The 20,217-nt window shown below is 61.7% G+C and carries 20 protein-coding genes; 11 read left to right on the top strand and 9 right to left on the bottom strand.

Annotated elements, in window-relative coordinates; translation table 11 throughout:
• Positions 1 to 167: 167 nt before the first annotated feature.
• From EOB36_RS07690 to EOB36_RS07700, 3 genes are read right to left on the bottom strand one after another with little or no spacing between them, the layout of a single operon-like run.
• Positions 168 to 1,001: a DeoR/GlpR family DNA-binding transcription regulator gene (locus EOB36_RS07690; RefSeq protein ID WP_095483648.1), complete on the bottom strand. Its 834-nt coding sequence runs from the start codon at positions 999 to 1,001 to the stop codon at positions 168 to 170.
• Positions 1,002 to 1,056: 55 nt separating this feature from the next.
• Positions 1,057 to 1,830, bottom strand: a complete 774-nt coding sequence (locus EOB36_RS07695; RefSeq protein ID WP_128284600.1) for an SDR family oxidoreductase — start codon at positions 1,828 to 1,830, stop codon at positions 1,057 to 1,059.
• 12 nt (positions 1,831 to 1,842) lie between these two features.
• Positions 1,843 to 3,111, bottom strand: coding sequence for an ADP-dependent glucokinase/phosphofructokinase (locus tag EOB36_RS07700; RefSeq protein WP_128241289.1), 1,269 nt, complete (start codon positions 3,109 to 3,111; stop codon positions 1,843 to 1,845).
• Positions 3,112 to 3,509: 398 nt separating this feature from the next.
• Here EOB36_RS07700 and EOB36_RS07705 point away from each other — a divergent pair, with 398 nt between their 5' ends.
• From EOB36_RS07705 to EOB36_RS07730, 6 genes are all read left to right on the top strand, one after another.
• Entirely contained in the window at positions 3,510 to 4,526 is a 1,017-nt protein-coding gene (locus tag EOB36_RS07705; RefSeq protein WP_128284601.1) for a hypothetical protein, read from the top strand.
• A 127-nt stretch (positions 4,527 to 4,653) separates the two neighbouring features.
• On the top strand, positions 4,654 to 5,937 hold the full coding sequence (locus tag EOB36_RS07710; protein ID WP_095483644.1) for an extracellular solute-binding protein: 1,284 nt from the start codon (positions 4,654 to 4,656) through the stop codon (positions 5,935 to 5,937).
• 61 nt (positions 5,938 to 5,998) lie between these two features.
• A complete protein-coding gene (locus tag EOB36_RS07715; protein ID WP_095483991.1) occupies positions 5,999 to 6,937 on the top strand; it encodes a sugar ABC transporter permease in 939 nt (312 codons plus the stop codon).
• Positions 6,937 to 7,770 (top strand): carbohydrate ABC transporter permease, encoded by an 834-nt coding sequence (locus EOB36_RS07720; RefSeq protein ID WP_095483643.1) that lies wholly within the window; start codon positions 6,937 to 6,939, stop codon positions 7,768 to 7,770. The genes EOB36_RS07715 and EOB36_RS07720 overlap by 1 nt, the downstream gene beginning before the upstream one ends.
• A 4-nt stretch (positions 7,771 to 7,774) precedes the next feature.
• Complete coding sequence (ugpC, locus tag EOB36_RS07725; RefSeq protein WP_095483642.1) at positions 7,775 to 8,905, top strand: sn-glycerol-3-phosphate ABC transporter ATP-binding protein UgpC; 1,131 nt, start codon at positions 7,775 to 7,777, stop codon at positions 8,903 to 8,905.
• A 53-nt stretch (positions 8,906 to 8,958) separates the two neighbouring features.
• The gene (locus EOB36_RS07730) at positions 8,959 to 9,687 is read left to right on the top strand and encodes an SDR family oxidoreductase (protein WP_126103579.1); all 729 of its coding nucleotides are present in this window, start codon (positions 8,959 to 8,961) and stop codon (positions 9,685 to 9,687) included.
• A gap of 17 nt (positions 9,688 to 9,704) precedes the next feature.
• Here EOB36_RS07730 and EOB36_RS07735 read toward each other — a convergent pair whose 3' ends face one another.
• The 5 genes from EOB36_RS07735 to EOB36_RS07755 all read right to left on the bottom strand — a co-directional run bounded on the left by EOB36_RS07735 (position 9,705) and on the right by EOB36_RS07755 (position 14,665).
• A complete protein-coding gene (locus EOB36_RS07735) occupies positions 9,705 to 10,526 on the bottom strand; it encodes an ATP-binding cassette domain-containing protein (protein WP_095483640.1) in 822 nt (273 codons plus the stop codon).
• Positions 10,526 to 11,512 (bottom strand): ABC transporter permease, encoded by a 987-nt coding sequence (locus EOB36_RS07740; protein WP_095483639.1) that lies wholly within the window; start codon positions 11,510 to 11,512, stop codon positions 10,526 to 10,528. Before EOB36_RS07740 ends, EOB36_RS07735 begins: the two co-directional genes overlap by 1 nt.
• Positions 11,513 to 11,651: 139 nt before the next feature.
• A complete protein-coding gene (locus EOB36_RS07745) occupies positions 11,652 to 12,623 on the bottom strand; it encodes a substrate-binding domain-containing protein (RefSeq protein ID WP_342587091.1) in 972 nt (323 codons plus the stop codon).
• Positions 12,624 to 12,866: 243 nt separating this feature from the next.
• Positions 12,867 to 14,462, bottom strand: coding sequence for an FGGY-family carbohydrate kinase (locus EOB36_RS07750; protein ID WP_095483637.1), 1,596 nt, complete (start codon positions 14,460 to 14,462; stop codon positions 12,867 to 12,869).
• Positions 14,459 to 14,665 carry a hypothetical protein gene (locus tag EOB36_RS07755; protein ID WP_095483636.1) on the bottom strand — a complete coding sequence of 69 codons (207 nt, stop codon included), beginning with the start codon at positions 14,663 to 14,665 and terminating at the stop codon, positions 14,459 to 14,461. Before EOB36_RS07755 ends, EOB36_RS07750 begins: the two co-directional genes overlap by 4 nt.
• Positions 14,666 to 14,888: 223 nt before the next feature.
• Between EOB36_RS07755 and EOB36_RS07760 the strand changes: the two genes are divergently transcribed.
• Positions 14,889 to 16,130 (top strand): ROK family transcriptional regulator, encoded by a 1,242-nt coding sequence (locus tag EOB36_RS07760; protein WP_095483635.1) that lies wholly within the window; start codon positions 14,889 to 14,891, stop codon positions 16,128 to 16,130.
• 80 nt (positions 16,131 to 16,210) lie between these two features.
• On the top strand, positions 16,211 to 16,963 hold the full coding sequence (locus EOB36_RS07765) for an iron-containing alcohol dehydrogenase (RefSeq protein ID WP_128284602.1): 753 nt from the start codon (positions 16,211 to 16,213) through the stop codon (positions 16,961 to 16,963).
• Here the strand turns inward: EOB36_RS07765 and EOB36_RS07770 are convergent.
• Positions 16,926 to 17,492, bottom strand: a complete 567-nt coding sequence (locus EOB36_RS07770; protein ID WP_095483633.1) for a TetR/AcrR family transcriptional regulator — start codon at positions 17,490 to 17,492, stop codon at positions 16,926 to 16,928. The two genes, EOB36_RS07765 and EOB36_RS07770, sit on opposite strands and share 38 nt — an antisense overlap.
• A 111-nt stretch (positions 17,493 to 17,603) precedes the next feature.
• Here EOB36_RS07770 and EOB36_RS07775 point away from each other — a divergent pair, with 111 nt between their 5' ends.
• The 3 genes from EOB36_RS07775 to EOB36_RS07785 all read left to right on the top strand — a co-directional run bounded on the left by EOB36_RS07775 (position 17,604) and on the right by EOB36_RS07785 (position 20,076).
• Positions 17,604 to 18,392 (top strand): SDR family oxidoreductase, encoded by a 789-nt coding sequence (locus EOB36_RS07775; protein ID WP_095483990.1) that lies wholly within the window; start codon positions 17,604 to 17,606, stop codon positions 18,390 to 18,392.
• Positions 18,393 to 18,453: 61 nt separating this feature from the next.
• Complete coding sequence (locus EOB36_RS07780; RefSeq protein WP_128284603.1) at positions 18,454 to 19,548, top strand: alkene reductase; 1,095 nt, start codon at positions 18,454 to 18,456, stop codon at positions 19,546 to 19,548.
• 114 nt (positions 19,549 to 19,662) lie between these two features.
• Complete coding sequence (locus tag EOB36_RS07785; RefSeq protein WP_245467658.1) at positions 19,663 to 20,076, top strand: DUF2147 domain-containing protein; 414 nt, start codon at positions 19,663 to 19,665, stop codon at positions 20,074 to 20,076.
• Positions 20,077 to 20,217 lie beyond the last annotated feature (141 nt).

Consider the following 20,217-nt stretch of genomic DNA (forward strand, 5'->3'; position numbering starts at 1 on the left):
GCGTCGTTTCAATGTGCCAATCGACATGCAACTTACGCCTGCGCGCGGCGAGGCGCACTCTACGGGACAACGAAATTCCTGCCTGCAGCGAACAGGTCGCGACCGCCAACGCTCACTTTGCCGCGTCGGATGCACTCGAATCAACCGAGCGTCCCGTCGTCAGGCCATCACAATTTGGAACGCCCTGAAGCCGGCAAAGAGCTGGCGCTAACCACCGTCACTTTTCGCTCAGCGGAGCGCAAGGACGAAAGTGCGTCCTGGGAAATGCCCTCGTCGGTGATCACCTCGTCGATTTCGGAAATATCCGAAAGCGTGCAGAAACCAGGTGCGGTGAACTTCGAGCTGTCGACGAGCAGGATCGTCTTGCGGGCGGAAGAGATCATGGCGCGCTTGAGCGACGCCACCTCGAGCGAGGTTTCCGTCAGCAGCGTGCCCGTGACGGCCGAAGCGCCGGTCATGCAGAGGTCGGCATGAAGCGTTCTGATGAAACTCTCGCCCGGCTCACCGGCAAGGTGCCGATAGCCAGGACGGACAGTGCCGCCCGGCAGGATGATGCGCCAGGATTTGATGTCGGCCGCGAAATCGGCGATCTGGAGACTGTTCGTCACCACGGTCAGCGGCAAATCCCGCTCGGCGGCGGCGCGCACCACCTCCATGACGGTCGAGGAACTGTCGAAGATGACGCTGTCGCGAGCACTCAGGCGCTGCGCGGCCTCGCGCCCGATCGCTACCTTCTCGGCGTGCTGCAGTTCCGCATTGACGGTCATCTCGCGTTCGAAGGTGGCGCGCATCGGCTGCAGCAAATGTGCGCCACCGTGGGTGCGTTCGAGATACCCCTTTTCCACCAGGTGTTCGAGATCGCGCCTTACCGTTGATTGCGATCCGCCAATCGTGTCGGCGAGCTCCTGGATGCTGGCCGCCCCGCTGACCCGCAGGTGCTCCAGGATGAGAGCCCGCCGCTTGGCGGGAAGCATCTCGACGCGTCTGCTTGGAGAGTCCATGCTTCACCCGCTCGGTAGCCGACGGCGACGGATTTCAGGCCAGATCGTTCAATCTCTACCAAATCGTATAGCCGCAATCCACAACCACAACCGCGCCGGTCATAGCGCTCGCAGCATCCGAGGCAAGGAAGAGGATGGAAGCGGCAATCTCGTCGGGGCGCGCAACGCGCTTCATCGGCGTCATCTCCATCCACACCGGCATCAGCTTGTTGTCAGTGAAGCCGCCGCGCGACATGACAGTATCGACATAGGTCGGCGCGACACAGTTTATCCTCACGCCGCGCTCGGCCCATTCTCCGGCAAGGCTGCGTGTCATGTGGTGAACGGCGGCCTTTGCGGTGTTGTAGTGCACCTGACGCTGCGGCTTGTTGGAAATCAATCCGGACATGGAACCCAGCGTGACGATCGCGCCACGGCCACGTTCGAGCATGGGTCTTGCGAATTCCCGGCATGACCAATAGGCGCCATTCAGGTCGACGTCGATCACCTTCAGCCATACGTCGTCGCTCATATCCTCCCCGCCTGTGTCGGGCCAGGCGATCCCCGCATTGGCGATCAGGATATCGACCGCGCCGTGACGCTCATTGGCAGATCGAGCGGCTGCGGCAACGGCCTTGGAATCGGTTACGTCGAGCTGTACCGCTTCGACCTGGTGGCCCTTCCGCTTTAGCTCGTCACGCCCCGCCTCCAACACCTGAGGATCCATGTCCGATATGGTAACCCGTGCGCCAGCCTCCGCGAGCGCTTCGGCCGTCGACAGGCCGATGCCGCGGCCGCCGCCGGTGATGAAGGCAGTTTTTTCGTCAAGTCGGAACCGTTCGAGAAACATGGAATTTGTCCTTCAGGCGCGTTGGAGTGCGGGACCGGCGTCGGCGTGACGGTGTTGTCCGAGGATGAGCAGACAGCCTGCGGTGAAGCTGTCACCCAGGCCGAGCGTCGTCACTGGCTTCTCCAAGTAGGGAGAAGCGCAGGCAACGAAGGTCCAGCGTCCCTTGCGGACGGGCGTTTCGAAAGGAAGTGGATGGAATTCGGCCGTCGGTGCGATCGCGATGGTTCGCGCGGGTTCTCCATTCGCCGCCCTGGCGCTGGCGATAGCGCAGCCTGCCATCAGTGCGCGTTCCTCTTCCTTTGGATCGTTCAAGGTTGCGGCGGCGGCCCATGTATCGGCATGCACGCACACCCGCTCGAGATCGAGACGCTCGCCTAGCGCCACAAGAGCCTCCATGGGATGGTGGGCGGACGGGCTCATGGCGAGCAGTTCGGAATGGCTCATTCCGAGCGAGGTGATCGCACCGCGGGAATGGGAAAAAAGCTCCTCGACTGCCTGCTGCGTGGCATAGCCCGCCAGCTCGAAATGGATCGTCTTGAGGCCGGCTGCCTTCCAGTCGCGGCTGAGAGCGAAGACGTGCCGGCTGGCGGCGCCGACATTCTCCACCGCCTCGTCGTTCAGCCCGGCAAGAAGCCCGGCTGCGGCTGACGGCGCCAGCCGGCGCGACATGGTCTCGAAATCCTGGTCATGCTGAATTCCGCGGTCGCAGAAGCGCACGATGACACGTGAGGAGCGGGTCGGCACGACGGCGCCGATCGCGCGGCCGGCGGTGAATTCGAAGATGAAGATTTCCGGGATGTGCGGACCAGCCGGGGACACTGCATCCGGCGTCTTGAGCGTCCCGCTTTCCGCCAGCAGAACGCCGGCCGGTATCAACCGCAGCATTGCCGCGTGACGATCCTCGATGGCGACCAGGGAGCGGACCCCAAGTTGCCCTAGCACCCAAGCCGCCTGAGGACCGGTTCCGCCCAGTGCATAGCGCAGCGGCAAGCGCTCGCGCAGCCACGCCGGGCCTTCCGGCCAGTCGAACCGCACCTCGCCGCCCACCCCGCGCGCGGCACGCGAAAGAAGAAGATCGGCGAGTTGCGCCGCAGGGCTGCCGTTCGGTGCGCCCAGAAGCGGCTGCATGTCGTGCATCTCGACCCGCGCATCGATGCATGCGCTGATGCCGCACAGGAACAGGCCCGCCCACGAAAGGGCATCCGCGCCAAGCGAACCGGACCGCGGATCGATCAGGGCGCGATAGCGTTCTGCGCACGATGCGACGAAACCATCCCTCACGGCCGCGCTCCTCCTCACCTCTGCCGACACTGCCAATTGCTATCATTATCTTCCACAGCGTCAATGCAATTCTGTAGTTTCGCGCCGGAATTGCGCAGAAATGGCGTTGCGGAGCCGCTCATGGGGCATCGCAGCACGCAATTCGTGCAAATGCTCAGAGTGCGCCATTCGTTGGGGCTTCTGAATATTTTATAATGAAAACAACGTGTTAATTCTAGGCAAATCCTAACTTATGGCAGATGAATGAGATTGGCGCGCCGCCACGTGCCCTCATCACGCAAATTAGAAAGATTTAGGTAGCTATTGACAGATTGTGAGAAATATCTGCCTATGACGTTGGAACGGCGAAGCAAGAGCGCGGCAACAGAGCCGCCCAAAATGTCCACCGAGGAACAACTATGGTCACGAGACTCGACAGGAAGCTGGCAAACATTCGCGCCGGCCGCTACAAGCCGACCGATTTCGTCATTGCCGATGCCAAGGACAGCGACGTTGGCGCCGGCGTGACCGCTACAGGCTTCGACTATTCGGTCAAGCCGCCGCGCCGCCGTAGCCGCCAGGAGTTCATCGCCCAGATCGAGGAGATCATCAAACAGGACATCGTCGACATCATGCTGGTGTCGCAGTCCAACCTTGATCTTCTCGACGAGCGTGGCGCTTTCTTCGGCAGTGAGATGAAACCGGCGATCCGCGGCAATCTGGAAACGATGTGCTGGGGCGCCGTGCGTCACGGCGTCTATACCCAGAAGCCGTCGGCGCCATTCCGCGATGCCAATCTTTCGCGCGCTATCGCCAACTATCCGACGCGCGGCACGGACCTTGCTCTCTATTCAGTTTCCTTCAGCAACGATGTCGAACTCGACATCCGCACGTTGAATGCCTTTGCCGAGTTCCGCGCCGAGGCGGCTCGGACCAACTTCAAATATTTCTACGAGGTCTTCAATCCAAGCGTCGATATCGGTCTCAGCAGCGAGCAAATCGGCGAATTCGTCAACGACAACATCATCAAGTCATTGGCGAGCGTGCCGAAGGCCGAGCGTCCGCTGTTCCTGAAGACACCGTATAACGGGCCGAAGGCGATGGAAGAACTCGCCAATTTCGATTCCGAGTTGATCGTCGGCGTGCTCGGCGGCGGGGCTGGCACCACCCGCGACACGTTCGAGCTCGTCGCCCAGTCGCAGCGCCATGGCGCTCGCCTGGCGCTCTTCGGCCGCAAGATCAACCTCGCCGAGGCGCCGCTTCACCTCATCGTTTTGATGCGGGCGGTTGCTGACGGCACAATTGGCCCGGAGGAAGCCGTGCGCGCCTATCACGGCGACCTGCAGAAGCTCGGCCTGACGCCAAACCGCCCGCTCGCGGACGACCGGGTGATCACGGAAGACGTGTTGACGGTCGCAGCCGCCAAGGCCGCCTGACGCCGGAACTGGTGAGCGGCGCATGCAAAACGCTGTCGGTTAGGAAAGCGACCCTCCAATGGGTCATTGCGCCCGCGAGTAGGAGGCTCGCGACGCTCACTACGTGGTAGAAAAAGGGAGGAATACTATGAGGAAGATGCTGTTTCTTGCGACGACGATCCTCGCCGCCGCTCTTTCTGCTTCGGCGAATGCCGAGCAGAAAGAGGTGACCGTCTGGTCATGGTTCGTGCAGAGCACGATGAACAAGTCCATCGCCGCCTTCGAGAAGGCACATCCGGACGTCAAGGTGAAATATACCTACTACAACTATTCGCCTGAATACATCACGGCCCTGAAGGCGGCGGCGGCGTCCGGGAGCCTGCCTGACGTGATCGGCCTGCAGCCGGGATCGCTCACCCAACAATATCGCGAAAATCTTGAAGCGGTGAACGAGCGCGCCGCCAAGCAGTGGGGCGACAAGTGGGCGGAAAAGATCTTCCCGGTCAACCGCAAGCAGATGCTGATGGGCAATCCGAAGGGCGACGAAAATTATTACATCATCCCCCAGGAATCCCAGGTTCTGTGCATCTGGTACAACCGCAAGGTCTTCGAAAAGCTCAATCTTTCGGCACCAAAGACCTATGACGAGTTGAAAGCTGCGGCCAAGGCGCTGACCGACAACGGCTATATTCCGATGTTCCAGGGCGCGGCCGACGGCTGGCAGAACGAGAACGTTTTCCTCATGCTCGCCAACCAGTTCTCGCCGGGCATCGTCGACAAGGCCCAGGCGGGCGAAACGCCCTGGACAGCACCGGAACTCGTCGAGGCGATGAAGGCCTGGAAAGGCCTTTTCGACGACGGCATCTTCCAACAGGGAGCGCTTGGGGCGCATGCCTATCCGACGGGCGCTCAGCTCTTTGCACAGGGCAGGGTCGGCATGATGGCGCTCGGCTCCTGGTGGATGCAGGAAAGCAAGTTCCCTCCCCCACTGTCCGAGTTTGTCCAGAACATGGACGGCTTCGACTTTTTTTATCTGCCTCCTGTCAAGGACGGCAATCCAGCGAGCCCGCCCGTCGGCGGCATCGACATCGGCTACGGCCTGACCAAGAATGGTGGCAAGAACCCCGAAGCCTGGACTTTTCTTGCCGAACTCACCAACGGCGTTGGCCTTCAGGAGGCGTTGAATGACCTCAACGACCTCCCGGCGTTCGAGGGCTATTCGCCGAAGGGCGACATTACCGATCACGTGAAGGAGATGTCGGCCCGCTTCATGGCAGACCTGCCCAAGGCGGAAAACCAGCGCTTTGCCTCGCCGGCAGTCGCCGAGGCGCTCGACAATGCGCTTGCCGGCGTCGCGGCTGGCAGCATCGAGCCGGAAGCAGCGCTCGCCACCGTGCAGGCGGCGACCGAGAAGGCACTTGCTGCAAAGTAACCTGGGACGAACGACCGGGCGCAGACGCGCCCGGTCGCTTCATTCTGAAATGGCAAGCATCATGAGCACAGAAGCTATGCGAGCCGGATCCACCATCGCGAAGGTCGGGCGGCGATCGGCATCCAGAGCTTCGCGGCTCTATCTTTTCGTGCTTCCGGCGACGCTTCTGTTTGTCGTCTTCATCGCCTATCCGATTCTCTGGGTCGCCGGGCAGAGCCTCTATGTCGGCACAAGCGCCGGAGCGGTCTTTGCCGGACTTGCCAACTACAGGACGGTTCTCGGCGATCCGACCTTCTGGACCGTGGTGCGCAACATGTTTCTGTGGGGCGTCATCACCATACCGGTGCAGATGCTGATTGGCGGGCTGCTCGCCTATTTCATCGAGCGCCATACCCACGCCCTTCGCGGCTTCTTTCGCACCATGTTCTTCCTGCCCGTGGTGACCTCGGTTTCGGTCATCAGCCTGGTTTGGGTGCAAATTTACGCGCCCTACTATGGCATTGCCCAGGAGTATTTGAAGCGCGTCGGCATCGTCATGGCGACGTCACCGATCGGCGACCCGGAGACGGCGATCTATGCGCTGATCATCGTCAACATCTGGCAATGGACCGGCTTCTCGATGCTCATGTACATCGCCGGCATCGCCAACCTGCCGAGCGAAGTGCTCGATGCCGCCCGCATAGACGGAGCGAAGGGCTGGCGGCTTGCCGTGCATGTGATCGTGCCGATGCTTGCCCCTGCAACGAAATCCCTGCTGCTCCTGGGCGTTATCGGCACATTGCAGACCTTCCCCATCGTGCACCTGATGACCGGCGGCGGACCGAACCGGGCCAGCGAGGTCTTCGGCACATTCATCTTCAAGCAGAGCTTCGTGCTGGGCGACACAGGCAGCGGGGCCGCGCTCTCCGTCATCGTGCTGGTCATCGCGCTCACCCTCTCGCTGATCCAGATCGCAGCGCTGGGCGCCCGCCTGACGCCCGCGGCAAGGCAGCATCCGTGATGATGCCCCTCACCCGCCTCCGAATCCGCGGCATGCTCATCCATGCCGTCCTCTTCATCGTGCTCGGCTTCTGGATGGTGCCCCAGATCTACATGCTGTCGATCGGGCTGCGCACCCCGGCTCAGGCCTTCGACGCAGAGCTCTTCACCTGGCCGGTGACCTTCGACAACTTCGTCACCGTCATTCGCGACAATCCGCTGGGGGCCATTTTTCTGAACAGCCTGATCATCACGGTTGCGACAGTGGTGATCGTGGTCGCGGTCTCCTCGCTGTTCGCCTTCGCCTGCGCAATCCTGAGGCTGAAGGGCTCGATCTTCCTCTACACCACGCTGCTCACGACCTTGATGGTTCCGCTCGCCTCCATGGTCCTGCCGCTCGCCATCCTCCTTCAGAATTTCGGCTGGGTGAACACCTATATCGGACTCATCCTGCCCTACGCGGCGCTCGGCGTGCCGTTTGCCATGGTCATCCTCAAGTCCTTCATGGAAGATGCCCCGCGTGAACTCTTCGAGGCGGCGCGGGTAGATGGCTGCAACGCCTGGCAAACCTATTGGCACGTGGCCTTGCCGCTGGTGCGGCCGGCCCTGGTCTTCGTCACGATCTGGCAGTTCATCGTGACGTGGAACGAGTTCTTCCTCGCCCTCATCGTTCTCACTAAGAGCGAGATGAAGACGCTCACCATCGTGCCCATGCAGTACTCCGGCCTCTATATGGCCAATCCCGGCGCCCTCTTCGCAATCCTGACGCTCATCGCACTTCCCCTCATCCTCCTTTATGTGCTGGTGCAGCGCGCCTTCGTGCGGGGCCTGCTCGCCGGTGCGGTCAAAGGCTAGACCCATGGCAACGCTTTCGATCGACAAAGTCACCAAGGCCTTCGGCAATACGACCGTCATTCCGGAACTGTCGCTGACAATCGAGGACGGTGAGTTCTGCGTCCTGGTGGGACCGTCGGGCTGCGGCAAGTCCACACTGCTTCGGATCATCGCCGGGCTGGAGCCGATCAGCTCCGGCCGTATCCTGATCGATGGCGCGGATATGAGCGGTGCCGAGCCACCGGCAAGAGGCGTGGCCATGGTGTTCCAGTCCTACGCGCTCTATCCGCACATGGATGTCGGCCGCAACATCGGTTTCGGCCTGAAGATCGCACGGACGCCCGCCGCCGAAATCGTTGAACGCGTAAGGCGTGCTGCCGAGAAACTGCGGCTCGGTTCCTATCTCAAGCGCAAGCCACGAGAGCTTTCCGGCGGACAGCGCCAGCGTGTCGCGATCGGCCGCGCCATGACACGCAAGCCGAAACTCTTCTTGCTCGATGAGCCACTTTCCAATCTCGACGCGGCATTGCGTGTCGGCATGCGGGTGGAGATCGCGCGGCTGAAGGCTGAACTGGCATCCACCATGGTCTACGTCACGCACGATCAGGTGGAAGCCATGACGCTTGCCGACCGCATCGTGGTGATGAATGGCGGGCGCATCGAACAGGTCGGCACACCGCTCGAGCTTTACCATCGGCCAGCCAATTTGTTCGTTGCCGGATTCATTGGTTCGCCGGCGATGAATTTCCTGAACGGCAAGGTTGCTGCCATTCGCGAGATGGTCGTGACCGTGGCTCTTTCCTGGGGACCGGTACTAGACATTCCGGTCGAGCGGCATGTCGAGCCCGGCGATCGCGTTACGCTGGGCATTCGGCCGGAACATGTCGTGCTTGCGGGCCACGGACAGGCCGATGCCCATGTCGTGCAGGCTTCCATGGTCGAACTGCTTGGCAGCGACACATTCATACATGCCAATGAACGCGAGGAAAGCCTGATCATTCGTGACAGCCGCGGCCGGATCGTGCGGGCGGGCGAACGCATCGCAATCACGCTGCCGGCTGACGTCTGCCACCTTTTCAACGAGGCCGGAGACAGAATTTCCAATGCAGCCGCCGCGCATGCGGAACGCGTCCTGCTCAAGGAGCGTGTCAACTGATCGGGCTGCCGCGACACAAGCTTAAAACTTCAAACAGGGGCTAAGAGGAAATCATGACGGATTTTCAGGGAAGAAAGATTCTGGTGACGGGCGGCAGCGGCGGCATCGGCGGCGCCACCGTTCGGCACCTGGCGCGGGCGAACGCCGACGTGATTGCTGCCGGACGCTCCCGCGAAGCGCTTGATGCCATCGCCAAGGAGACGGGTTGCCGCACCGTGACCTTCGACCTTGCCTCGGAAGACGATATCCGAACTGCCCTGGAAGGCCTCGAACTCTGGGGAGTGGTCAATTGCGGCGGTTTCGGCGGCGAGATCGCAACGCCCATGGACACCGACATCGCGATTTTCGACAAGGCCATCACCATCAATGCGCGTGGCGCGTTGTTGGTCACCAAATATGCAACGCAGCAAATGGTGCGCATCGGCAAGGGCGGCGCGATCGTCAACGTCTCCAGCCAGGCAGCGCTGGTCGCGCTCGAGGGGCACATTTCCTACGGCTCCTCGAAGGCGGCGCTCGAAAACATCACGCGCTGTTCGGCCTTGGAGTTGGGCAAATACGGAATTCGGGTCAATAGCGTTAATCCAACGGTCGTCATGACACCAATCTCATCCGGCCACTGGAGCCAGCCGCATGTCGCCGAACCGTTCCTGAAGCAGATGCCGCTCGGCCGGTGGGCAACAGAGGACGAAATCGCCGGCCCGATCGTGTTCCTGCTCAGCGATACGGCCTCGATGATCACCGGCGTGTCGCTACCCATCGATGGCGGCTATACCTGCCGATGAGACCTATGACGGCGGTCCTACCGAGAAGCTGATGCTGCCGGTTCTTCGAACTTCGCCGCGCCGGTCATGATGGCGACGACATCGGCCATGGTGTGGGTTTTCGGACTGACCACGGCCGCACGTTTGCCGAGCCGCATGATGTGGATGCGGTCGGCGATTTCGAAGACGTTCGGCATGTTGTGGCTGATCAGGACTACCGGCAGTCCACGCTGCCGGATTGCCTGGATCAGGTCGAGAACCTGGCCAGTTTCCCGCACGCCGAGTGCTGCTGTGGGCTCATCCATGATCGCAAGCTTCTTGGCGAATAGTGCCGCTCTGGCAACAGCGACGCCCTGACGCTGACCGCCTGACAGCGCTTCCACGGCGCTGCCGATCGACGGCAGGCGGAATTTCAGTTCCGCCATGCTGCGTTCTGCCTCTGCTCGCATGCCCTTCTTGTCGAGCATGCGCAGGACATTGCCGAGGAATCCGGGGCGGCGGCGTTCCCGACCCAGAAACAGATTGCTGGCGATATCGAGCGCGGCCGCAACGGCGAGATCCTGGTAGACCGTCTCGATGCCCAGCTTGCGTGCGTCCAGCGGACCCTTGAAGTGGACGGGTTGGCCGTCCAGCAGGATGTCGCCGTTGTCAGGGACGATCGCTCCGGTCAGCGCCTTGATCAGCGAGCTCTTTCCAGCGCCGTTGTCGCCGACGACCGCCAGGATTTCGCCGGAGCGCAGTTCGAAATCGACACCGTCGAGAGCGGTGATGTGCCCGTAGCGTTTGATCACGTTGCGCGCTTCGAGGACGACGCCAACTGGAGCGGTCGCCACCGGCTCTCTCGGCTCGACAGGCGTCATCACCGCCTCCCTCTGGTCAATTGATCTAGCGCGACCGCCACGATCACGAGAATGCCTGTGACCAGATCCTGCCAGAGCGGATCAATGCCGGCGAGCGTCAGCCCGTTGCGCAGGACGCCGACGATCAGCGCGCCTATCAGTGTGCCGATCAATCCGCCCCGGCCACCGAACAGGCTGGTGCCGCCGATGACGACGGCGGTGATGGAATCGAGATTGGCGGTCTGCAAGGCATTGGGGTCGGCGTTGGGGATCCGGCCGAGCGCCAGCCAGGCCGCGATCCCATAAATGAACGCCGCAAGGACGTAGACCGAGAGGAGAAGTCGGCCGACCGGTATGCCGACAAGCCTGGCTGCTTCCGGATTGTTGCCGACCGCGTAGACATGTCGCCCCCATTGGGTCTGGTTGAGAAGGAACCAGACCATTCCATAGAGGAGGAGCATGATGATGACGCCGTAGGTGACGATGAAGCCGTTCAGGCGGACGGTGTTTCCCGTCCAGCCGAGAAATTCGTCGGTGACCGGAAATGCCCCGCCCGCCGAAATCAGCCTGAGCGCGGCGGTGATGATGCCCAATATACCGAGCGTCACGATGAAGGGCGGCAGGCGCAGACCGCTGATCAGGCTTCCAGCCGCGACACCGGCCGCCGAGCAGGCGAGAACGGCCAAGCCCATGGCCGCAATCGGATCATAGCCGCTGTTGGCCAGTTTTCCGGCAAGGATGGTGCCCAATACGCATATCGCCCCCACTGCGAGGTCGATGCCGGCCGTCAGGATGATCAAGGTTTGGCCAATGGCCAAGGTACCGATGATCACCGTCTGCTGGAGAATGATCGACAGGTTTTGTGTGGCGAGAAAACGCGGATTGGTCAGGGAAAAGATCAGGCCGAAAGCGAGCAGTACAAGCAGTGGACCAACCGATGGCGTGCCGACGAACCTCGCGGCAATCTTGGACATCCTGCCGAAAGAGAGTGCTGATGCCGAATTCATAGTGCCCTCGCCCTCTGGAACGGTCGCCACGTTTCCCGACCTCAAGGGTTGGGCCGGAAACGAACGGGACCATGCCGATACAGATACACCGCCTTGTCGACGGCCTGTCCAGCATGGTCCCGCCGGGAGGATTCAGAAATCAGTCGCCCCAGCAGTTCTTGAGGCCCCATTCGGTATTTTTGGAGTCAATCCCTTCAACCGGCTTGTCGGTGATCAGGAACGACCCCGTATTGACGAACCCACTCGGCTTCTTGCCGTTGGTCGCATAGTCCACGACCGCATCGACACCCATGGCCGCCATCTTGTAGGGGAACTGCATAACGGTCGCGGCGATCTTGCCGGCTTTGACGTCGCGAACGCCGGCACAGCCGCCGTCGATCGAGGTCAGCATGACATCGGCCTCTTTGCCGAAGGATTTCAACGCCGCGTAGGCGCCGGCGGCGGCTGGCTCGTTGATGGTGTAGACGGCATTGATCTCGCCATTCTTCGAGAGCAGGTTTTCCATGCCGACCTGGCCCTTGTCCTGCGCACCGTTGGTAATGGCCGAGCCGGCAATAGCCGGATCACCTTCGGCGAGCCCGAAGCCCTTCAGATATCCATTGTGCCGAAACGTATCGACCGTGCCGCCAGGCGTTCCATCGAGCATGGCAAGCACCGGCTTCTTGTCGCCGAGCGCCTTGCGGGCATAGGCGCCCTGCTCCACGCCGGCCTCGAAATTGTCCGTGGCAAACGTCGCGTCGACGGCATCGGCCGGCTCGGTCGCGGTATCGAGCGCGATCACGAGGACCCCTGCATCGCGCGCCTTCTTGATGACACCCAGCATGCCGGTCGAATTGTTCGGCGTCACCAATATGCCTTTGGCGCCCGCGCTGATCAGATCCTCGATCGCAGTGACCTGGCCTTCATTGTCGCCGTCGAACTTGCCGGCGCGGGCGATCAACTTGACGCCCTTGGCCTTGGCCGCCTCTTCGGCAGCCTGACGCATTTTTACAAAGAACGGGTTGACCTCCGTCTTGGTGACGAGGCCAACAATGACTTCCTCGGCCGAGGCATGGGCGGTCACTGCAAAGGCAGTCCCGAAGAACACAAGGCCCGCAACGGTTGATCTCACGACGGTTCCGGATTTGGTGCCGGTCGACATAGGCAAAGTGGACATGAAACTCCTCCCGAGTTGTTGAACCCTTCTCCCAAAGGCCCACTGAGTAACGCATACGTTTTGCATACCGTCAAACATTATATCCATGATTATGTATGTTTTTATACATTATTGTAGGTGTTAGCCGCGCCTCGGGCGCGCTCTGCATGACGAGGATGCGATTCCGCAACAGAAATCGACGGGGTGGCAATCGTCCTTTCAGGCCACCGATTTCGTTTCTTCCGCCGGCCGGTCGAGAGACGCCGCCCTGTTCAGATCGTGCATGGCCTTGCGCACGGCCTGGCTGTCGCTGAGCTGCCGATAATTCTTGTAGAGAGACCGGTAGGCGGCCGCGCTTTCGCGACGGGGCCGATAGGGCGTGAAGGTGCGCGCGCCGAACCGGGCCGTGCCCTCGGCGAAACCGTTCACCAGTTCGGCCGCGACCGCACCATGGACCGCCGCGCCGACGGCCGTTGCATGGGCAATGCTTGGAACCTCTACGACACGCCCCAGCACGTCGGCCATGATCTGCACCAGCAATGGATTGTTCTGAGCCAGCCCGCTCGTCAGGATCACGCGGTTGATAGCAAAATCGCCGGCCTCGAAGAGGTCGACCACCGTGCGAGCGCCAAAACACAGTGACTCGATCAGTGCGCGGTAGATGCCGACGCCCGTGGTCTCGGTGGTGAGGCCGACAAGCATGCCGCTGAGGTCTGAATCCGCGAGCGGCACGCGGTTGCCGTTCCACCAGTCGAGCGCTACGAGATGGTTAGCGCCGGGTTCGAGCCCGGCCGCCTCGCGATTGTAGACACGGAAACTTTCTGCTTCGTCGGCACCACGCGGAAAGGCCTTCACGAACCAGGCGAGCGTGTCGCCGAACCCGGCCTGCCCGGCCTCGTAGCACCAGAGATCACGAACCGATCCATCCTTGGCCACGCCTTCAATGCCGGGCGGCAAAGGACGGAACTGTTCGTTCAACAAGAGATAGACAGCCGAAGTCCCGAGCGCACCGACGAGACAGCCGGACGACACGGCCCCAACCGCGGGCAGCACGACGTGTGAATCAATGACCGCCACCGCGACGATCGCGCGACCGCCGACTCCGGTGCGCGCCCGCCATGCCTCAGACAGGCTTCCAGCCGGCGTGCCAATACGGTGCGGCACCGAGAGCTTTTCGGACAGGCCGGGCACGATGCCCTGCGGATAGCCTTCGGTCTCGGAATACTGGGCCTTGTACGCTGCAAATCCCAGACTTCGCACTTCGCGGCCGGTCAGCTGCCAGACAAGCCAATCGCCGGACTCGATAAACCGGCCGGCCGCGCCCCATATGTGCGGTGCTTCGCCCGCGATCTGGGCGGCCTTTGGAAGCAGCCATTCCCCGGAAAGCTTGCCGCCGAAATTGCGCAGGAAGGATCCGCCGACACGGTTGATCGCGTCCGCATAGGGCTGCGCGGCGCGATGCTTCCACAGTTTTACATAGGCATGGGGCTCGCCGGGATGAAGTTCGGAGAGGGCTGTGCCGTCGGTGGTGGTCGGCATCGGGGAGCTTGCCGAGAAGCCCAGCCCGATCGACTCGATGACCCGTCCGCGCCCCAACACACCTAGAATTTCTTCCGCCGCATCGAGATAGTCGGCGGCGTTCTGCAACGCCCATGACCGCTGCAAGGGCGTGCCGTCAAGAAGGCTTTGCGTCATGACGTCATGGCGATAGGCATGCGTGTGGCTGCCGATCTGCTCGCCGGTTGCGGCGTCAAGCAGAACGCCGCGGGCTGACCCGGTGCCGTAGTCCAGTCCGATGACGTAGGTTGCGGTCATCTCGCCTGCTGTTTCTCGAGTGGCCTGTAAACCGCCTTCTCGACTGCCTGGAGCAGCATCGAGCCGTGGCCATTGCTGAGCACGACGCGATCACGGTCAGGCCAGACGGGATTGGTGGCGTTCTCGACTGCATCCACTGACAGCGCGCGAATGGCGTTCGCCAGGAGATCTGGGTGGGCGAAGTCCTTCTGCGCTGACAACATGTGAGGGCCCGTTTGATCGAGTGACGTAGAAACGTCGGAACAGCGCGGGTCAGCCACGCAAGTTCGTTGGTTCTCCCAGAAGGCGCCCTCTTAGCCATAGATATGTCTATAAGTCAACATAGTATTGTATATTTTTATTCAAAATATACAAGGCTTTCTTGCGGACAAGCCTTTATCTCCCTTGGGTTTGTGGCTAAATCTCGGGCAAACAGGGAAGACCGGAATGGCCAGGACAAATGGTACGGCGGAGCATCCCGCCCTTGCGAACAGCGGTGAAATTCTCTCGCTTATTGCTACCGGTGCTGCCACGTCTCGGTCGGCGTTGCTCGACGCGTCGGGATTGTCGCGAGTGACTGTCACCCAGCGCCTGAATGCGCTGATTGACTCGGGCCTGATCCGCGAGACGGCGCGCACCATGCCGAGTGGCGGGAGGCCGACGCGCGTGCTTGGGATCAATGAACGGGCGGGTTTCTTTCTCGTCGCCAATATTGGCGAAGCCTACATCCATCTCGCCGCCATGGACCTCGAACCCGCGATTGTCTCGCAAAGTACAATACCGTTCAACGCGTCGGACGGACCGGCGGCTTCCCTTGAGCAGATTGCCGATGGGTTCGACGTCCTGGCAGCGAAGGCCCGAACCAGCCACGGCTCCCTTTTTGGGGTCAGCCTCAGCATGCCCACGCCGGTCGATTTCAAACGCGGTCGCGTCGTCGGTCCTTCGGTCCTTCACGGGTGGGATGAATTCGACATCATAGGCTGGCTGCGCCGTCGCTTCGATGTGCCAATCTATGTCGAAAATGACGTTAACCTGATGGCGATCCACGAGCATCGCCAGAATTTCCCGCATGTGGATGACATGTTCTTCATCAAAGCGGGAACGGGTATCGGCAGCGGCATTATCGCAGGCGGCAGGATCTTTCGTGGCGCTCAGGGCGCGGCCGGCGACATCGGCCATATCCAGTTCAATTCCGAGAACGCGCCTTTGTGCCGCTGTGGCAAGCTCGGTTGTGTCGAAGCCCGCGCCGGTGGCTGGGCGATTGCCCGGGACCTCTCGAGCAAAGGCTTCCAGGCGGAGAACGCCCGTGATGTCATATCGCTTGTTGAAATGCAGAAGCCGGAAGCCCTGATGCTGCTGCGCAGCGCTGGGCGGGTGATCGGGGAAGTCGCCTCCGATGTCGTCAGTATTCTCAACCCAAGCCTGATCGTGGTGGGCGGCACACTCGCCAAGGGTGGAGAGTTTCTGCTGTCGGGTATCCGCGAGCTTGTCTACCAGCGATGCCTTCCACTTGCCACGCGCGAGTTGCAGATCGTACTTGCCAATCCGCAGAAGGACAGTGCGCTTTTTGGCGCTGCTTATTTGGCGCTTGAGGATATCTTCAGCCTCGGGAAAGTGGAGGAACTCATCGATCGACTTTCCATCGACCGCGCCAATCCACTTTCACAAAGCAGCATGATTTCTGGATGACGCTGTTTCAGTGACACCCATGATCATCGCGACAAGATCCTTCTGAACTCCTTGGCGCACAGTCATCTCGCCCACATTTCTTGCCGCATGACGACAGCACCTACACCAATATCAAGGCTCATCCGCTGATCGACGGCTATGCCCGCCTCGGCATCGACCTGGTGGGCCGCTACCTGGCGCGCCGTCGCCGACGGGGCGGATACCGAAGCGCGGGCCGGGATGATGCTGACCTCTTACTACGGTGGGGTGTGCTTGGGCCGGTCAATACCGCCGGTGGCCATGCTTTGGCCTATCCTCTGGGCACGCGGCTCAAGCTTCCCCATGGGCTGGCCAACGCCATCATCTTCCCGCACGTGCTGGCCTTCAACGCGTCTGCCTGCCCAGACAAGACTGCTGGCGTCGCCTCTATGCTGGGCCTCGGCGCTGGTGCGCGTGCCAACGACATTCTGACGAGCGCCATGGACTATTGCCAGGCGCTCGGCATCGAAATGCGTCTGTCGCGCCATGCCGCGACAGGGGCAAGATTTGCCGATTTGGGCCGAGGAGGCCTTTGCCATAAAGCGCCTGATCGACAACAACCCCCGGCCGCTCGGGAGCCAGGACATTCTGTCGATCTATCTAAGCGCGCTCTGATCGACCTGTGGGCCTGCTCGGCGCGTCGGTGCCGGCCTTGCCGGCTGCGGCGCGTAGAACCAGCGCTGTCTTTTGGAGTGCGGATGGAAGGCCCCATTCGTGAGGTCCGTGTCGCTCGCTATGCCTGCCAGGCCGTGGCGGCGACACTAAGGGCTCCCGGCTTCATGCAGAGGCAAACTGTTGACCAAGCCCGGCATTGATCCAGGCACGTGTCTGTTCCAGCACCTCATCCGAAAGCGTGGGATCGTCGATCGCCCGAGCGATAATCACTGCTCCTACCATCGCCGCCCAGCTTCCGATCGCCACGCGGCGTCTGTCTGCCGCATCAAACTCCGGGAGCGCCTTGCCGATACGGTCGATCTGCGAGCGAAGGCCTTCGGTCATGGCCGAGCGTGTAGCCGGGGTCTGATGGCGGATGGCCGCAACAAGGCCCGCCGTTGGGCAACCACCGGCGGCATTATCGCGATGACGGGGCGAAAGATAGGCATCGACATATGCGCGAAGATCGCCCTCTCCACCTGCGTCCAGGGCGAGGACATGGGCAAGGGTCTGCGCGATCAGGTCGTCCTTCGAACTGAAATGGCCATAGAAGCCGCCATGGGTGAGCCCGGCGGCTTTCATCACCTCCGCCACGCTGACTGCATCGAACCCCTTGTCGCGAAACAGCCGGCTCGCGACATCCAGAATTCGGCGACGGTTCTCCGCCATCTGTTCTCGACTGACCTTCATTTCAAATTCTCCGCCGGACCCCTGTTGACATTTACATGATGGCTATCATATTTAACTTCAATCATGATGATCGTCATGAATATAGGTTCCATCAGAGAAAAGAGCAATGCCATGACCACCATCCCGTCAGTCCTCATTACCGGCGCCTCCACCGGCATCGGAGCCGCCTATGCCGAGCGCTTCGCGCGCCGCGGGCACGACCTCGTGCTGGTTGCCCGTGACATGGCACGAATGGAGGCTCTGGGGACCCGTCTGCGTCAGGAAAATGGCGTGGCGATCGACATCATCCAGGCTGATCTTACGCAGCCTGCCGAGCTTGCAACGGTGGAGACGAGGCTGCGCGATGACGCCCGCATCGGGATCCTCGTCAACAATGCCGGAACGGCCATCGGCGGAAGCTTCATCGAGCAGGGTACCGACGACGTCGCGCGGCTCGTTGCGCTCAACACGACCGCACTTTTGCGACTTGCCAGCGCCATGGCCCCGCGTCTTGCGAAGGCCGGCGAAGGAGCGATCGTCAACATCGGCTCCGTGGTCGGCCTGGCGCCGGAGTTCGGCATGACAGTCTACGGCGCAACCAAAGCCTTCGTGCTGTTTCTGTCGCAGGGGCTCAGCCTCGAGCTCGCGCCGAAGGGTGTCTACGTCCAGGCCGTGCTTCCCGCCACGACGCGAACGGAGATCTGGGACCACGTCGGCGCCGACATCAACACGCTTTCCAACGTGATGGAGGTGGGCGATCTGGTTGATGCGGCGCTGGTCGGCTTCGACCGCCGCGAACCGGTGACCATCCCGCCGCTTCCCGATGCCGGGCAGTGGGACGCGCTTCAGGCCGCGCGCCAGGCCATGCTTCCGAACTATCGGAACGAACATCCCGCCGAGCGGTACCGCACGGTCGCCTGAGCACCAACGCAGCCACTTCGATAAACGACCCCGCCGCGGCGGGGACAAACAAAGGTGACCTATGACGAGCAAAACACTGTTTGAGCCCTATACTCTCGGCTCGCTGACCCTCTCAAATCGGATCGTCATGGCGCCCCTGACGCGCAATCGTGCTGGCCCAGGCTTCGTTCCAGGCGATCTCGCCGCGGAGTATTACGGCCAGCGCGCGTCGGCCGGCCTGCTGATTTCCGAGGCTACGCAGATCTCGCAGCAGGGACAGGGCTACCAGGACACGCCCGGCATCTACTCCCAGGCGCAGATCGACGGCTGGCGCAAGGTCACCAACGCCGTGCACACCAAGGGTGGCCGGATCTTCCTGCAGCTCTGGCATGTCGGCCGCGTCTCGCACGTCGACCTTCAGGAGCATGGCGCCGCGCCCGTCGCGCCCTCGGCGATCCGGGCCGCGACCAAGACGTTCGTGAACAACGGCTTCGTCGAGGTTTCGGAGCCCCGAGCGCTGGCGCTCGACGAGCTTGCGGGGATCGTCAACGATTTCCGGCAAGCAGCCGCGAACGCCATTGAGGCCGGCTTCGATGGCGTCGAGATTCACGGCGCCAACGGCTATCTGCTGGACCAATTCGCCAAGGACGGCGCCAATGTCCGCACGGATGCTTATGGCGGATCGGTCGAGAACCGCGCCCGGCTGATGCTGGACGTTACGGCTGCGGTGGTCGAGGAGATCGGCGCTGAGCGTACCGGCATCCGGATTTCGCCCATCTCGCCCGCCAACGGCGTCTCGAGCGGCGCCCCCCAGGCGCAGTTCGACTATATCGTCGATCAACTCGACGCCTTGGGCATCGTCTACATCCATGTCGTCGAGGGCGCCACGGGCGGACCGCGCGATGTCGCGCCGTTCGACTTCGGATCGCTCCGCCGGCGCTTCAACAACACCTATATCGCCAACAACGGCTATGACCTCGACCTCGCTGCGTCGCAGCTTGCCGACGGCAAGGCGGACCTGTTCGCCTTCGGGCGCCCATTCATCGCCAATCCTGACCTTGTGGAACGGCTGAGGACGCGCGCGCCGCTGGCGGAGTTCAACCCGGCGACGCTCTATGGCGGCGGCTCCGCCGGCTATACCGACTATCCCGCGATCGCCGCCTCAAGCCACCCATGAGCCCATCGGGGCCGCGCCTGCGCGGCAGCCATCCCAACTCGACGGCAGCACCTTATCCTCTCGGAGAACATCGCAATGCGTATTCTGAAACAATCTGCCGTTATCGCGCTCACCGTGGTCGCCGCGCTCGCGTCCTCGGCAGCGAGGGCGGACAATGCCTCGCCAGTCGGTTTGTGGAGGAACGTCGACGACGTCAGCGGCAAACCAAGGGCGCTGATCCGCATCACGGAAGCGAATGGGAGCTTGCAGGGCAAGATCGAGAAAGTCTTCCTAGCCCCGAACGAAAGCCCGACCTGTACGAAGTGCGAAGGCGCGCTCAAGAATGCGCCCGTCTTCGGCTTGGTGATCCTGTCCGGCCTGAAAAAGGATGGCGCCGGATTTACCGGCGGCCAAATCCTCGATCCGGATAATGGCAAAACCTATAGCAGCAAGATCTACGTGACCGATGGCGGCAAGAAGCTAAACGTGCGCGGCTACATAGGCGTGTCATTGCTGGGTCGTTCGCAGATTTGGCAGCGCCAGGAATAAGCGGCCGAGATCGACGCGAAAACTGCTCTATCCAGAGAAAACTTCTTAGAAAGGAAAAACGGCTTAGCGAGATGCCGGAGCCAGCATTGCGGACTGACGATGTACTGATCGAGATCGACGCGGCCAGCTCAATCTTCTGGA

This window comes from Mesorhizobium sp. M6A.T.Cr.TU.017.01.1.1 (assembly GCF_004023115.1).
Lineage (GTDB): Bacteria > Pseudomonadota > Alphaproteobacteria > Rhizobiales > Rhizobiaceae > Mesorhizobium > Mesorhizobium mediterraneum.

What these genes read in the sequence shown, in the direction of transcription:
- EOB36_RS07730 (WP_126103579.1), top strand. Translation starts at nt 8,959, where the DNA reads ATGACGGATTTTCAGGGAAGAAAGATTCTGGTGACGGGCGGCAGCGGC.
- EOB36_RS07715 (WP_095483991.1), top strand. Translation starts at nt 5,999, where the DNA reads ATGAGCACAGAAGCTATGCGAGCCGGATCCACCATCGCGAAGGTCGGG.
- EOB36_RS07740 (WP_095483639.1), bottom strand. Translation starts at nt 11,512, where the DNA reads ATGAATTCGGCATCAGCACTCTCTTTCGGCAGGATGTCCAAGATTGCC.
- EOB36_RS07690 (WP_095483648.1), bottom strand. Translation starts at nt 1,001, where the DNA reads ATGGACTCTCCAAGCAGACGCGTCGAGATGCTTCCCGCCAAGCGGCGG.
- EOB36_RS07710 (WP_095483644.1), top strand. Translation starts at nt 4,654, where the DNA reads ATGAGGAAGATGCTGTTTCTTGCGACGACGATCCTCGCCGCCGCTCTT.
- EOB36_RS07755 (WP_095483636.1), bottom strand. Translation starts at nt 14,665, where the DNA reads ATGTTGTCAGCGCAGAAGGACTTCGCCCACCCAGATCTCCTGGCGAAC.
- EOB36_RS07775 (WP_095483990.1), top strand. Translation starts at nt 17,604, where the DNA reads ATGACCACCATCCCGTCAGTCCTCATTACCGGCGCCTCCACCGGCATC.
- EOB36_RS07735 (WP_095483640.1), bottom strand. Translation starts at nt 10,526, where the DNA reads ATGACGCCTGTCGAGCCGAGAGAGCCGGTGGCGACCGCTCCAGTTGGC.
- EOB36_RS07750 (WP_095483637.1), bottom strand. Translation starts at nt 14,462, where the DNA reads ATGACCGCAACCTACGTCATCGGACTGGACTACGGCACCGGGTCAGCC.
- EOB36_RS07760 (WP_095483635.1), top strand. Translation starts at nt 14,889, where the DNA reads ATGGCCAGGACAAATGGTACGGCGGAGCATCCCGCCCTTGCGAACAGC.
- EOB36_RS07695 (WP_128284600.1), bottom strand. Translation starts at nt 1,830, where the DNA reads ATGTTTCTCGAACGGTTCCGACTTGACGAAAAAACTGCCTTCATCACC.
- EOB36_RS07780 (WP_128284603.1), top strand. Translation starts at nt 18,454, where the DNA reads ATGACGAGCAAAACACTGTTTGAGCCCTATACTCTCGGCTCGCTGACC.
- EOB36_RS07720 (WP_095483643.1), top strand. Translation starts at nt 6,937, where the DNA reads ATGATGCCCCTCACCCGCCTCCGAATCCGCGGCATGCTCATCCATGCC.
- EOB36_RS07705 (WP_128284601.1), top strand. Translation starts at nt 3,510, where the DNA reads ATGGTCACGAGACTCGACAGGAAGCTGGCAAACATTCGCGCCGGCCGC.
- EOB36_RS07770 (WP_095483633.1), bottom strand. Translation starts at nt 17,492, where the DNA reads ATGAAGGTCAGTCGAGAACAGATGGCGGAGAACCGTCGCCGAATTCTG.
- ugpC (WP_095483642.1), top strand. Translation starts at nt 7,775, where the DNA reads ATGGCAACGCTTTCGATCGACAAAGTCACCAAGGCCTTCGGCAATACG.